Genomic DNA, 13,457 nt, shown 5'->3' on the forward strand with positions numbered 1-13,457 from the left:
GGTTATTCCCGCGGTTCGTTACGGGTTTTAATGTGCTGCCAGAAACGTTCGGCGGCCTGGTTAAGCCGCGAGCCGGAGCGGTAGAGCCAGGCGCCGATCGGCAGCGACAGGCTCTCATCGAGGATCGTCAGCCGGCCTTCGTCCAGCTCGCGTTGAATGGAGTACTGCGGCAGCCAGCCCACGCCGTCGCCATTGAGGATCATGCGCTTGAGCAGCTCGCTCATGGAAGAGACAAAGGTGAGGGAGAAGGTGATCTCCGGCGTGCGGTCAATAACCTGGTTCACCTGGCGCCCCATATAGCTGTCGTTGGCGTATTTCATCAGCGGCAGCACGCCGCGATGTAAATGAAACAGCGGCCGGCCATGTTCATCGCAGGGGGAGACCAGATGCAGGTAAGAATCAAAAATTTTATGATTAATAAACGGATAGTTCATTAATTCTTCATTATAGAAGGAGAGGATAAAATCGCTTTTACCTTCTTTCAGGTTAAATACGGCGTCGTTGACGTTAATCGATTCAACATGAAAAGTCTTATTTTTACGGTCGGTGTAACCGGCGATAATTTCCGGCAGCAATAACACCGACAGCGATGGGGCAGCGTCGATTCTTATTTTTTGCGTGGTGTTATTTAAGCCTTTAATTCGGCTGATCTGAAAATCCATGTCGTCGAGCATATTTCGCGCGTAGCCGACAAAAATTTTCCCGCGGTTGGTCAGCTGCAGGGGGTTGGCGCTGCGATCGAAGATGCTGAATCCGAGGGAGGCCTCCAGCGACTGGATGCGTCGGCTGAACGAGGACTGAGAGATGTTGCGGGCTTTGGCCGCCAGGGTAAAGCTGCGCGATTCCTCAAGAGCAATCACATCATACAGCCATTTTACTTCCAGATTTGCCAACACCGATCCAGTCCTCAAAAACGCAATAAAGGCTATGCAATTTTAGCATAGCGCATAGAAACTATGCAATTAACATAATTATCGACAGGTGTTAACATTTTTTGGAAAGTTGAGATTTATGAATACGTATCGGCGACCCTACATGAGCACGATATGAAATCGCGACTCACGGTTATTTATTGCTTTATTTCATTGTCCAGGACTTATCTTATTAAATAGCCAGCGACGATGACGAAAGCAATGAATAACCCAGGCCTCTTACCTTAAATAGTTTGTCAGGAGTTCCATGTCACAACAAATTGAATCAGTAAAAATGGCTCTGCAGGAGCTGGGGATTAATGCAAGCGGCGAATTCTTTTACAACCCTGATTACGATTTGCTTATTGCACATGAAACCTCTCCTGAGCTGACCGGCGCAGCCCGCGGCGTGATGACCGACTCTGGCGCTGTGGCTGTTGATACCGGGATCTTCACTGGCCGTTCGCCGCGCGATAAATACATCGTCCGGGACGAACAGACTCGCGACACCGTCTGGTGGGCAGACTCCGGCCTCGGCCGTAATGACAACAAACCGTTATCGCCAGACGTGTGGCGCAGCCTGAAAAGCCTGGTCGCGGGCCAGCTGAGCGGCAAAAAACTGTACGTCATCGATGCCTGGTGCGGCGCCAGCCCGGATACCCGTCTTGGCGTGCGCTTCGTCACCGAGGTGGCGTGGCAGGCCCACTTTGTCAAAAACATGTTTATCGTACCAAGCGCCGACGAGCTGGCCAGCTTTACGCCAGACTTCGTGGTGCTCAACGGCGCGGGCTGCACCAATGCCAACTGGCAGGCGCAGGGGATGAACTCCGAGAACTTTGTCGCCTTTAATCTCAGCGAGCGTATTCAGCTCATCGGCGGCACCTGGTACGGCGGCGAAATGAAGAAAGGGCTGTTCTCGGTCATGAACTACCTGCTGCCGCAGAAAGGCATCGCATCGATGCACTGCTCGGCCAACCGTGGCGAAGCAGGGGACGTGGCGCTGTTCTTCGGCCTCTCCGGGACCGGGAAAACCACCCTGTCGACCGATCCGCATCGTCAGCTGATCGGCGATGACGAGCACGGCTGGGACGATGACGGCGTGTTTAACTTCGAAGGCGGCTGCTACGCCAAGACCATCAATCTCGATCCGCAGGCGGAGCCGGAGATTTATGGCGCCATCCGCCGCAATGCGCTGCTGGAAAACGTGGTGGTGCGCGCCGACGGTAGCGTGGATTATGCCGACGGCAGCAAAACCGAAAATACCCGCGTCTCCTATCCGCTGTCGCATATCGACAATATCGTCAAGCCGGTGTCCCGCGCGGGCCATCCGTCGAAGGTGATTTTCCTTGCCGCCGATGCGTTTGGCGTCCTGCCGCCGGTCTCCCGTCTGACCACCGAGCAGATGCAGTACCATTTCCTGTCGGGTTTCACCTCGAAGCTGGCGGGCACCGAGCGCGGCATTACCCAGCCGACGCCGACCTTCTCCGCCTGCTATGGCGCGGCGTTCCTGCTGCTTCACCCGACCCAGTACGCCAGCGTCCTGGCGGCGAAGATGGCGGAATCCGGTGCCGAAGCCTGGCTGGTCAATACCGGCTGGAACGGCGAGGGCAAACGCCTGTCGCTGCGCGATACCCGCAGCATCATTAGCGCGATCCTCAACGGCACCACCGGCCCGCTGCGCGAGGAGACCATCCCGGTGTTCGGACTTGCAATCCCGCAGAGCATCCCAGGGGTAGACAGCGCGGTGCTGGATCCGCGTCATGGCTGGAGCTCAGCGGATAAATGGCAGGAAAAGGCCGAGAGCCTGGCTCAGCTGTTTATGGATAACTTTAAGCAGTATAGCGATACCGAAGCGGGTGCGCGTCTGGCGCTGGCTGGTCCGCAGCTGCAGAAGCGCGCGGTCGAAGCTTGATCCGCAGCCAGCCGGTCGACGCCTGGCGCCGACCTGCTGGCGAGCCGCTTTACTCCGCAAAGGCCCGCAGCGCATCGCCCGTGAGGCGATAACGCACCCACTCATCCTGCGGCTGCGCGCCAATGCTCAGATAGAAATCAATCGCCGGCTGGTTCCAGTCGAGCACGCTCCACTCCAGACGCCCGCACTGACGCTGTACGGCATATTGCGCGATGGTTTTCAGCAGCGCTTTTCCGGCACCGATCCCGCGATAGTCGGGGGTCACGTACAGATCCTCCATATAGATACCATTGCGTCCAAGCCAGGTGGAGTAGCTGGTGAAGAACACCGCGTAGCCCACCGCTTTGCCCGCCACCTCGCAGATCAGCGCTTCGGTTTTGCTGCCGTTGCCAAACAGCGTCTCTCTGATCTCCTCTGGCGTCGTCACTACCTCTTCGGGAGCTTTCTCGTAGACCGCGAGTTCATAAATCATGTCGTAAATAGCGGTGGCGTCGTCCGGGGTGGCCTGGCGGATTGTGATGCTCATGGGTTGTCCTGTATCCATAGTCAAAAGAGAGAGCAAAATTGCTGACCCTGAGCATAAGCGGTATTGTGAAAAGAATTAAGTGCAATGAAATCAGCAAACGATGAATATTATGCATCCTGCCCTGCGCCGGATTGACCTCAACCTGCTGCCGGTCTTTGACGCGGTTTATCGCTCCCGCTCGGTGCGCCTGGCGGCGGAAGAGCTGGCGATGAGCACCTCGGCGCTGAGCCATGCCCTTTCCCGGCTGCGCAGCGCCCTCAACGATCCGCTGTTCTATCGCGAAGGGCACCGGATGTGCCCCAGCGTCTATGCCAGCCAGCTGGCGCCCTCTATTGCTTCGGCGCTGAAGTTTCTCAACCAGGAGCTGACCCCGCCGGCGGCGTTTGTGCCGGCCGCCAGCACCGACTGCATGCAGATTGCGATCACCGATTTCACCGCGTTCTGCGTCTTTCCGACGCTGATGCACCACCTGCAGCGTGAGGCGCCCGGGCTGCGGTTTGAACTCCGTTATCTGCCCCACAGCCCGGCGCTGACCGAGCTGCTGGCGGGCGAGGTCGACCTGGCCCTCGGGTTCAATACCCCTGACGAGCCAGCCCATCCCGATCTGGAGGAGATTAACTGGCTGCGGGACGAATATGTGGTCATCAGCCAGGCCGACCGGACGGCGCTGACCCTCGACGCCTACCTTGCGGCCCGTCATCTGGTGGTGACCCCGTGGAATGAGCAGCAGGGGGTGCTGGACTGTGAGCTGGAGAGGCAAGGCTATTCGCGGCAGGTGGCGATGAAAACCCCCTCGATGCTGAGCGCGCCCTTCATTATTGAGCAGAGCGACCTGTTGATGGCGCTGCCCCGGCGAGCAGCGGAGACGCTGGCCCGCGCCGCCCGGCTGACCATTTTCCCGCTGCCGTTTCCGGTTCCGCCGTTTGACGTCAAGATTTACGCCCACCAACGCAGCGGGAAACGCGAGGCTACCCGCTGGCTGATCTCGCTGTTGCAGACGCTGGTGGGGGAGTCCGCCGCTTCCTGACGCGCTTTGCGGCCGGCAATGTGTTTCCTCACCCAGGCCAGGTTTTATGCCTTTAACCCACGGCGACATATCCTGGCCCCGGTCACAAAACGGAAAACTGACTTTTTCGCCGTCATCCGCGGCGTGGTTAGCACGGTATGTGTTAAATGATTGTATGTAAAAGTAATGTTAATTAGTTAAATGTTATTAATGCGTAAAATGCATGAGTGGATGCGTTTATTACGCTTATTTCGTTCCCGGTTCTGTTTCAGTCTTCAGCAACAGGCGCGCGACAACGCGTGGATAACAAACTGGAGACCTGCATGCATTCAACAACCTCACAGATGAGTACCCGTGACCGGATCGGCGCCATCCTGCGCGTCACGTCCGGTAACTTTCTCGAACAGTTCGACTTTTTCCTGTTCGGGTTTTATGCCACCTACATCGCCCATACCTTTTTTCCGGCGAGCAGTGAATTCGCCTCGCTAATGATGACCTTCGCAGTCTTTGGCGCCGGCTTTTTGATGCGCCCCATCGGCGCTATCGTACTTGGCGCCTATATCGACAAGGTGGGGCGGCGCAAGGGGCTGATCGTCACCCTGTCGATCATGGCCACCGGCACCTTCCTGATCGTGCTGATCCCCTCTTATCAGACCATTGGCCTGTGGGCGCCGCTGCTGGTGCTGATCGGCCGTCTGCTGCAGGGCTTTTCCGCCGGAGCCGAGCTGGGCGGGGTGTCGGTCTATCTGGCCGAGATCGCCACCCCGGGCCGCAAAGGCTTTTACACCAGCTGGCAGTCGGGCAGTCAGCAGGTTGCCATCATGGTGGCAGCCGCGATGGGCTTTGCCCTCAACGCGGTGCTGGAGCCGAGCGCTATCAGCGACTGGGGCTGGCGTATTCCGTTCCTTTTCGGCTGCCTGATCGTGCCGTTCATTTTTATCCTGCGCCGTAAGCTGGAGGAGACCCAGGAGTTTACTGCCCGCCGCCATCATCTGGCGATGCGCCAGGTATTCGCCACGCTGCTGGCGAACTGGCAGGTGGTTATCGCCGGGATGATGATGGTGGCGATGACCACCACCGCGTTCTACCTGATCACCGTCTATGCGCCGACCTTTGGTAAAAAGGTGCTGATGCTCAGCGCCTCTGACAGCCTGCTGGTCACGCTGCTGGTGGCGATTTCCAACTTCTTCTGGCTGCCGGTGGGCGGGGCGCTGTCCGACCGCTTTGGCCGCCGGTCGGTACTGATCGCTATGACCCTGCTGGCGCTGGCTACCGCCTGGCCTGCGCTGACCATGCTGGCGAACGCCCCGAGCTTTTTGATGATGCTGAGCGTGCTGCTGTGGCTGTCGTTCATCTACGGCATGTACAACGGGGCGATGATCCCGGCGCTGACCGAAATTATGCCCGCCGAAGTGCGCGTGGCAGGTTTCTCGCTGGCCTACAGCCTGGCGACCGCGGTGTTTGGCGGCTTCACGCCGGTGATTTCCACGGCGCTGATTGAGTATACCGGTGATAAAGCGTCTCCCGGCTACTGGATGAGCTTTGCCGCCATCTGCGGCCTGCTGGCCACCTGCTACCTCTATCGCCGTCGCGCCGTTGCGCTGCAGACAGCACGTTAATCAGGGAGAAGATGATGCGTAAAACGACAGGAACCCTGCTGGCCACGCTGCTGCTGGCCGCCAGCGGCGGCAGCGCGCTGGCCGCTGAGGTCACCGTGATGATCTCCGGCGGCTTCAAAGCGGCGCTGGAAAAGCTGGCCCCGGCGTGGGAAAAACAAACCGGCAACCATCTGGTGGTGATCCCCGGCCCGTCGATGGGGAAAACGCCGCAGGCGATCCCTAACCGTCTGGCGCGCGGCGAACACGCGGACGTGGTGATCATGGTCGGGGACGCGCTGACCAGCCTCGAGAAAGCGGGCCGTACGCAACCGGATTCGCGCCGGGAGCTGGCCGACTCGCCGATCGGCGTGGTGGTGAAGGCGGGGGCGCCGCTGCCGGCTATCCACAGCGCAGACCAGCTGCGGGCGACGCTGCTGGCGGCGCCATCGGTCGCTTACTCCGACAGCGCCAGCGGACGCTATGTCAGTTCGACGCTGTTCCACACCCTGGGCATTGATGACGCGATGCAGAGTAAAGCGCAGATGGTGGAGCGCATTCCGGTGGCCTCGGAAGTGGCCAAGGGTCGGTATGCGATCGGTTTTCAGCAGGTGAGCGAACTGCTGCCGGTGCCAGGCGTGACCTTCGTCGGCGAACTGCCGGATAACCTGCAGTACATCACCCGCTTTGCCGGGGCGGTGACCATCAGCGCCGACCACCCGCAGGAAGGCAAGGCGCTGCTGACGTATCTGGCGTCACCAGTGGTGCAGGAGACCATCCACGCCACCGGTATGCGAAGCGTGGCCGCCGCCGCGCCGGTCAGCCAGAAGGATACTGTTCAATAATCAGCTTCTCCAGCTCTGCCGCCACGTAGGACTGAATACGGCCGCTGAGGCGGATCAGGCCTACCGTGCGCGTGACCACCGGGTCGGTGAGCGGCACGGCGCGGAGAACGGAATGCTCCCCGGCGGGCATCGACATCGCGGGCACGGCGGCAATGCCGATGCCCGCTTCCACCATCCCCAGCATCGTGGTGACGTGGCGGGTTTCGCAGATACTTGGCCGCGCCGGCGTCAGATGCGCCAGCTCCCGGTCAAGCAGCGTCCGGTTGCCCGAGACCCGATCCAGGCCAATATAATCCTGTTCAAAATACGCCTGCCAGCTAAGGTGCGTCTTGCGCGCCAGCGGATGATCGTGCCGACAGGCGGCCACATAGCGGTCGTCGGCAAGAGGCGTGAATTCGAGACTGGCTGGCAGGTTTTTGGCAAAACAGAGGCCAAAGTCAGCCTGTCCGCTGCTGACCGCCTCGATCACATTCCCGACGCTGCTGTCAATCAACCGGATGCGCACCTGGGGATAACGCGCCTGAAAGCTGCGGATGATTTCCGGCATAAAGTAGTAGGCGGCGGAGGGCACTGTCGCCACCGTCACCAGTCCGGTGCGCGCCTTGCTGACCTGGCTGATATCCGCCAGCACCGTCTCGACATGGGCCAGCAGCTGCTCCGAACGTTCGGCAAAATTTTGCCCATACAGCGTGAGGGTCACCCGCCGGGTGGTGCGATCGAACAGCCGGTTGCCCAGCGCCGTTTCCAGCTTTTCGATGCGTCGGCTAAGGGCCGACTGCGACAGGCAGATGGATTCAGCCGCCAGCCGAAAACTGCCATATTCCATCAGGGCGCGAAAGGCGTAGAGATCGTTGAAGTCAAAATTTACGGGCATGGCGGCGGCATCCTTATCGACTGTCTGGCGCCTCGCCCCGTCCGGCGAGGGGCGATAGCGGGTAGCATATCGGGCAGATCTTTGGGCGCGCAGGAAACCGCGCGCCGGGGCTTACACCTTAAGCAGTTTTACCGTGGCGTCGATATCGATTTCGTCTTCCGAAAAGATCAGGGTTGTCCCCTGAAAGGTAGTGATCGCCAGCTTTTTCACCGAGCGCATCTCTCCCGGCTGCACCGTGGATTTTGGCCGGATGCTGTTCATCAGCAGCCCAACCGACAGCACGGCGTTTTCTTTATCGACGCGGGTCTCGACCGGCTCTTCTTCCCGGTACACCACATAGGATTTGATGGAGGTCAGCTTCAGCCGCTCGCCGGCAATATAGATATATTTGCTTTCCGGAATGACCTTCACCGCGTAGGCCGACAGCCCTTTATTGTTGGTGGTAGGTTCGAAAGTCACCGCCGCGTCTTTCTTGATAAGATCAGGATTGGCGACCTTAATCACGTGAAAATAACGATTTTCGCCGTTTTCATCTTTGATAAATCCAAAACCTTTATCTTTAAACCACGTTGTGATTGTTCCGTTCATCGCCATTACCGTATTACTCGTTGGTTAACTCAAATTTTGCAGCGCGCAGTGTAAAGCACATTGCCTGCGCAGACCATGCCTTTACGATAAGTGTGGGAGATAAATGACGCCGCCGCGAGGGCGGATTGTGCGCCAGCATCGTGCCGGTGGGCAAAATGGGGTACTATCGCCAGCCACTCCTTCTTCGGGCCGCCTGATGTCCACCATTATCGATACCTTTGTCGCGCCGCCGTGCCGCGAACAGATCACCCTCTTGTATCAGGACGAACACCTGGTGCTGATCAATAAGCCCGCTGGGCTGCTGAGCCTGTCGGGCAAAGATCCGCGCAACCTCGACTCTGTGCATCACCGGCTGGTTCAGCGCTTTCCGGGCTGCACCCTGGTGCACCGCCTGGACTTCGGCACCTCCGGCCTGATGGTGATCGCCCGCAACAAGGGCATTAACGCCTTGCTGTGCCAGCAGTTCAGCCAGCGCACGGTGGACAAGGTCTATACGGCGCTGCTGTGCGGCCACCTGGCGGAAGATGAGGGGATCGTGGAGGCGGCAATCGCCAAAGATCCGGCCCGTTTCCCGCGCATGTCGCTCTGCGCGCAGCATGGCAAACCGGCGCGTTCGCGCTATCGGGTCATTGATCGCCTGTATCAGACGCGGGAAGGCGAGAGGGCGCTGGCGTTAACCCGGGTGGCGCTCACCCCGGAGACCGGACGGACCCATCAGCTGCGTATTCACTGCCAGCTGCTGGGCTATCCGATCCTTGGCTGCGACCTGTACGGTGGCCGGGAGCTGCCCGGCACGGAATGCGCTCCGCGGCTGATGCTGCACGCCAGCGAACTGCGTTTTGTCCACCCCGTCAGCCATGAGCCGATGCACATCCAGCAGGCGAGCCCGTTTTGATCGTCCGCGGCCGTAAAGTCCGGGGTTACCACATCAGATCGTCGGGCACCTTAAAGTCGGCGTACGGATCGTCTTCATCTTGCTCATCCTGACTCAGGGCGCTGTGCAACACGATGCTGCTGGCGTCGCGCTGGGCAATTTTCTCAGCCACCACTGCCGGAATAATCGCATATTCACCTTCGGGCTTGTTATCCACCGCCAGGCGGGCAATCGCCAGACGGCCGTTAATCAGCTGGGTCTGGGTGGGCTTGTCGACCATGATTTTTTTGATCAGATTATTATCGGTAAAGTTAAAGCCGATATCGCCCCGGGCGACCGTAATGCGGTTCATCTCGATCAGCTGCTTCACCTGGGCTTTATACTCTTTCGCCAGCACCGCCTGCTTTTGCTGCTCGCTGAGCTGCTTATCGCGCTCCAGCTGGGCTTTTTTATTTTCTTCCACCGCTTCCCGGGCCTCACGGGCCTGAACGCGGGATTTTTTCGCCGTTCTCTGGACCTTAGCCATTTTTTTGCTGCTGACCAGGCCGGCTTTGAGCATCTGCTCTTGTAAGGTGAGTTTTGTCATCTGCGTGTCTGAAACTGAGGAAACATCTGGCAAGTATACCTGCATTGGCAGAAACGACGCCAGACTACCTACCGTTCGTTACCCCGATTAGCCTGACAGCCCCCGCCGAAGCCGCGTTAACCCAGCCTCGCAGGCCCATCTTTCCCGTCCCCGACGAAGGATCTTAACCACCATTTTTGGCAAGCCGATGATCCTTTTTCTTTATGGGTTGTCTTTTTTGTGATCTAGATTGTAGTACAATTTTATTTAATAGTACTACTATATATCGCAAGCAAGGATGAACAGGTTCACGTTTGTACTACCAGACTGGGTGGAAATGCGCTGAACGGAGTAAAGTAACCGGGCATAACCCCGTTAAGGACACGCTATGAACCTGACTAAAACCGATCGGCTGATGGTGACCCTGGGCCGCCAGATTGTGAGCGGCAAATATCTTCCCGGCGCGGCGCTGCCGGCGGAGGCTGAGCTGTGCGAGGAGTTTGCCACCTCCCGCAACATCATCCGCGAAGTCTTTCGCTCGCTGGAGGCGAAGCGCTTGATTGAGATGAAACGCTATCGCGGGGCCTTCGTCGCGCCGCGCAGCCAGTGGAATTTCCTCGACAGCGACGTATTGCAATGGGCGCTGGAACAGGATGAAGACCCGGGGCTCATCGCGGCGATGAGCGAAGTGCGTAATCTGGTGGAGCCGGCGATCGCCCGCTGGGCGGCAGAGCGGGCCACCTCCAGCGATCTGGCGCAGATTGAGGCGGCGCTGAATGACATGATCGCCAACAACCAGCAGCGCGATGCCTTTAATGAAGCCGACATTCGCTATCACGAAGCGGTGCTGGCGTCAGTGCACAACCCGGTGCTGCAGCAGCTCAGCGTGGCGATTAGCTCGCTGCAGCGCGCGATATTTGAACGGACCTGGATGGGGGATGAGGCCAACATGCCGCAAACGCTCCAGGAACATAAAGCGCTGTTCGATGCGATTCGCCATCAGGACAGCAATGCGGCAGAGCAGGCGGCGCTCACCATGATCGCCAGCTCGACACGAAGACTGAAGGAAATCACATGACATCTCGCTACATCGCTGTTGACTGGGGATCGACAAATTTTCGCGCCTGGCTGTTTGAGGGCGAACGCTGCCTCGACAGCCGGCAGTCGGCGGCGGGGATTGCCCGCCTGAACGGTCAATCGCCGGCAGCGGTGTTAGCGACACAGATCAATGGCTGGCGCGAGGGGCGTACCCCGGTGGTCATGGCGGGAATGGTAGGCAGCAACGTAGGCTGGAAGAACGCGCCCTATTTACCGCTTCCCGCCGATTTCACGGCCATTGGCGACCAGTTGACCGCTGTAGATGAAGGGATCTGGATTGTCCCCGGGCTCTGCACTTCCCGCGAAGACCACCACAACGTCATGCGCGGCGAAGAGACGCAGCTCCTCGGCGCACGCCTGCTGGCCCCTGCGGCGGTGTATGTCATGCCCGGCACCCATTGCAAATGGGTCAAAACCGACGGCCGGCGGATTGAAGACTTTCGCACGGTGATGACCGGCGAACTGCACCATCTGCTGCTGACGCACTCTCTGATCGGTGCGGGATTACCTGAGCAGCAGGCTGCGCCGGCGGCGTTTCACGCCGGGCTGGCGCGCGGCCTGGCCGCACCCGCGGTGTTGCCACAGCTTTTTGAGACCCGAGCCGCGCACGTGCTGGGGGCGCTGGCCCGGGAGCAGGTGAGCGAGTATCTATCCGGCCTGTTAATTGGCGCGGAGGTGGCCAGCATGCGCGCCTTCATTGCCGACGAACAGGCTATCGCGATCGTTGCCGGTCCGTCCCTCACCGCGCGCTATCAGCAGGCTTTTCAGCTGCTGGGGCGCCAGGTGACGACAGTGTCGGGCGACGATGCCTTTCTGGCTGGTATAAGGAGCATCGCACATGCAGTGGCAAACCTCACTTCCGCTGATCGCTATTCTGCGCGGCATCACCCCTGACGAAGCGCTGGCGCACGTCGGCGCGGCGATCGCCGCCGGGTTCGACACCGTGGAGATCCCGCTCAATTCACCGCAATGGCAGCAGAGCATCCCGGCCGTGGTCGAGGCCTACGGCGCGCAGGCGCTGATTGGCGCCGGAACGGTGCTGCAGGAAGCGCAGGTCGATCGGCTGGCGCAGATGGGGGCGCGGCTGGTGGTGACCCCCAATGTGCAGCCGGCGGTGATCCGCCGGGCCGTTGGGCACGGGATGACCGTCTGCGCCGGCTGCGCGACGGCAAGCGAGGCGTTTACCGCGCTGGAGGCCGGGGCGCAGGCGCTGAAGATTTTTCCCTCTTCGGCGTTTGGCCCCGACTACATCAGGGCGCTGAAAGCGGTATTGCCCGCGTCGGTGCCGATATTTGCCGTCGGCGGCGTCACGCCGGAAAACCTGGCGCAATGGATCGAGGCAGGTTGTGCGGGCGCAGGGCTGGGCAGCGATCTCTATCGCGCCGGTCAGCCGGTAGCGCGGACCGCAGAGCTGGCCGCCGCATTTGTTAGGGCGTATCAAGAGGCTGTGAAATGAAAATAACCAAACTGACCACCTGGCGCTTACCCCCGCGCTGGATGTTTCTCAAGATTGAAACCGACGAGGGGATAGTCGGCTGGGGCGAACCAATCGTCGAAGGCCGGGCGCGCACCGTGGAGGCGGCGGTGCATGAGCTGGGGGACTATCTGATTGGCCAGGATCCGGCGCGGATCAACGATCTGTGGCAGGTCATGTACCGCGCCGGCTTTTATCGCGGCGGGCCGATCCTGATGAGCGCGATCGCCGGCATTGACCAGGCGCTGTGGGACATCAAAGGGAAGGCGTTGAATGTGCCGGTCTGGCAGCTGCTGGGTGGCCTGGTGCGCGATAAAATCAAAGCCTACAGCTGGGTGGGAGGAGACAGACCTGCTGAGGTCATTGCCGGAATTAAGACGCTGCGCGGGATGGGGTTTGATACCTTCAAACTCAACGGCTGTCAGGAAATGGGGATGATTGACAGTTCGCGCACGGTGGATGCGGCGGTGAACACGGTGGCGCAGATCCGCGAAGCCTTTGGTAACGACATTGAATTTGGTCTCGATTTCCATGGCCGCGTCAGCGCGCCAATGGCGAAACTGCTGATTAAAGAGCTGGAACCCTATCGGCCGCTGTTTATCGAAGAGCCGGTGCTGGCCGAGCAGGCGGAGTACTACCCGCGGCTGGCGGCGCAAACCGCGATCCCGCTGGCCGCCGGCGAGCGCATGTTCTCGCGCTTTGAGTTCAAGCGGGTGCTGGAGGCCGGCGGCCTGGCTATTCTGCAGCCCGATCTCTCTCATGCCGGCGGCATCACCGAATGCTTCAAAATCGCCGGTATGGCGGAAGCGGCGGACGTGTCGCTGGCCCCGCACTGCCCGTTAGGCCCCATCGCGCTGGCCGCCTGCCTGCACGTGGACTTTGTTTCCTACAACGCTGTCTTCCAGGAGCAGAGCATGGGGATCCACTATAACCAGGGCGCCGAGTTACTCGACTTCGTGAAAAACAAAGCCGATTTCAATATGGAGGGAGGGTACTTTATGCCATTAATGAAGCCGGGGCTGGGGGTCGACATCGACGAAGAGAAAGTCATCGAGATGAGCCGACGCGCTCCTGACTGGCGCAACCCCGTCTGGCGCCTGGCCGATGGCGTGGTCGCCGAGTGGTAGTCCCCGGTTAATTCCTGCTGCGATTCTCAATATCAATCTTTGCCTGGTGCGGGCGGCCTTCC

The 13,457-nt window shown here is 59.6% G+C and carries 14 protein-coding genes; 9 read left to right on the forward strand and 5 right to left on the reverse strand.

The genetic code is table 11. The features are described 5' to 3' along the window. Nucleotides 1–2: 2 nt before the first annotated feature. Nucleotides 3–896: a LysR substrate-binding domain-containing protein gene (locus LGL98_RS09530; protein WP_002910720.1), complete on the reverse strand. Its 894-nt coding sequence runs from the start codon at nucleotides 894–896 to the stop codon at nucleotides 3–5. A gap of 283 nt (nucleotides 897–1,179) precedes the next feature. Here LGL98_RS09530 and pckA point away from each other — a divergent pair, with 283 nt between their 5' ends. Beyond that, nucleotides 1,180–2,823: a phosphoenolpyruvate carboxykinase (ATP) gene (gene pckA, locus LGL98_RS09535; RefSeq protein ID WP_136030277.1), complete on the forward strand. Its 1,644-nt coding sequence runs from the start codon at nucleotides 1,180–1,182 to the stop codon at nucleotides 2,821–2,823. A 49-nt stretch (nucleotides 2,824–2,872) separates the two neighbouring features. Here pckA and LGL98_RS09540 read toward each other — a convergent pair whose 3' ends face one another. After that, a complete protein-coding gene (locus LGL98_RS09540) occupies nucleotides 2,873–3,349 on the reverse strand; it encodes a GNAT family N-acetyltransferase (protein ID WP_136030280.1) in 477 nt (158 codons plus the stop codon). Between the two features lie 100 nt (nucleotides 3,350–3,449). Here LGL98_RS09540 and LGL98_RS09545 point away from each other — a divergent pair, with 100 nt between their 5' ends. The 3 genes from LGL98_RS09545 to LGL98_RS09555 all read left to right on the forward strand — a co-directional run bounded on the left by LGL98_RS09545 (nucleotide 3,450) and on the right by LGL98_RS09555 (nucleotide 6,795). Continuing rightward, on the forward strand, nucleotides 3,450–4,376 hold the full coding sequence (locus LGL98_RS09545; protein WP_136030282.1) for a LysR family transcriptional regulator: 927 nt from the start codon (nucleotides 3,450–3,452) through the stop codon (nucleotides 4,374–4,376). Nucleotides 4,377–4,678: 302 nt separating this feature from the next. Continuing rightward, nucleotides 4,679–5,974 (forward strand): MFS transporter, encoded by a 1,296-nt coding sequence (locus tag LGL98_RS09550; RefSeq protein ID WP_136030284.1) that lies wholly within the window; start codon nucleotides 4,679–4,681, stop codon nucleotides 5,972–5,974. A gap of 11 nt (nucleotides 5,975–5,985) precedes the next feature. Further along, the gene (locus tag LGL98_RS09555; protein WP_168435242.1) at nucleotides 5,986–6,795 is read left to right on the forward strand and encodes a substrate-binding domain-containing protein; all 810 of its coding nucleotides are present in this window, start codon (nucleotides 5,986–5,988) and stop codon (nucleotides 6,793–6,795) included. On the opposite strand, the gene psrA is transcribed toward LGL98_RS09555, so the two are convergent. After that, the gene (gene psrA, locus LGL98_RS09560; protein ID WP_136030286.1) at nucleotides 6,770–7,669 is read right to left on the reverse strand and encodes an L-proline-binding transcription factor PsrA; all 900 of its coding nucleotides are present in this window, start codon (nucleotides 7,667–7,669) and stop codon (nucleotides 6,770–6,772) included. The two genes, LGL98_RS09555 and psrA, sit on opposite strands and share 26 nt — an antisense overlap. Nucleotides 7,670–7,780: 111 nt before the next feature. After that, nucleotides 7,781–8,263 (reverse strand): cold-shock protein, encoded by a 483-nt coding sequence (locus LGL98_RS09565; protein ID WP_004203243.1) that lies wholly within the window; start codon nucleotides 8,261–8,263, stop codon nucleotides 7,781–7,783. A 190-nt stretch (nucleotides 8,264–8,453) separates the two neighbouring features. Here LGL98_RS09565 and LGL98_RS09570 point away from each other — a divergent pair, with 190 nt between their 5' ends. Next, a complete protein-coding gene (locus tag LGL98_RS09570) occupies nucleotides 8,454–9,152 on the forward strand; it encodes an RluA family pseudouridine synthase (protein ID WP_136030288.1) in 699 nt (232 codons plus the stop codon). A gap of 25 nt (nucleotides 9,153–9,177) precedes the next feature. Here the strand turns inward: LGL98_RS09570 and LGL98_RS09575 are convergent, their stop codons facing one another. Beyond that, entirely contained in the window at nucleotides 9,178–9,717 is a 540-nt protein-coding gene (locus LGL98_RS09575) for a DUF2058 domain-containing protein (RefSeq protein ID WP_002910652.1), read from the reverse strand. 367 nt (nucleotides 9,718–10,084) lie between these two features. On the opposite strand from LGL98_RS09575, the gene dgoR reads away from it, so the two are divergent. The 4 genes from dgoR to dgoD are packed head-to-tail and all read left to right on the forward strand — an operon-like array spanning nucleotide 10,085 to nucleotide 13,395. Beyond that, nucleotides 10,085–10,774: a D-galactonate utilization transcriptional regulator DgoR gene (gene dgoR / locus LGL98_RS09580; protein WP_012541311.1), complete on the forward strand. Its 690-nt coding sequence runs from the start codon at nucleotides 10,085–10,087 to the stop codon at nucleotides 10,772–10,774. Then, the gene (locus tag LGL98_RS09585) at nucleotides 10,771–11,688 is read left to right on the forward strand and encodes a 2-dehydro-3-deoxygalactonokinase (protein ID WP_136030290.1); all 918 of its coding nucleotides are present in this window, start codon (nucleotides 10,771–10,773) and stop codon (nucleotides 11,686–11,688) included. The genes dgoR and LGL98_RS09585 overlap by 4 nt, the downstream gene beginning before the upstream one ends. Beyond that, nucleotides 11,633–12,250: a 2-dehydro-3-deoxy-6-phosphogalactonate aldolase gene (locus LGL98_RS09590; RefSeq protein ID WP_136030292.1), complete on the forward strand. Its 618-nt coding sequence runs from the start codon at nucleotides 11,633–11,635 to the stop codon at nucleotides 12,248–12,250. Before LGL98_RS09585 ends, LGL98_RS09590 begins: the two co-directional genes overlap by 56 nt. Next, nucleotides 12,247–13,395 (forward strand): galactonate dehydratase, encoded by a 1,149-nt coding sequence (gene dgoD, locus LGL98_RS09595; RefSeq protein WP_136030294.1) that lies wholly within the window; start codon nucleotides 12,247–12,249, stop codon nucleotides 13,393–13,395. Before LGL98_RS09590 ends, dgoD begins: the two co-directional genes overlap by 4 nt. The last annotated feature ends 62 nt before the right edge of the window (nucleotides 13,396–13,457 follow it).

Origin of the sequence: Klebsiella africana (assembly GCF_020526085.1) — a bacterium.
In the GTDB taxonomy this organism is placed as follows: domain Bacteria; phylum Pseudomonadota; class Gammaproteobacteria; order Enterobacterales; family Enterobacteriaceae; genus Klebsiella; species Klebsiella africana.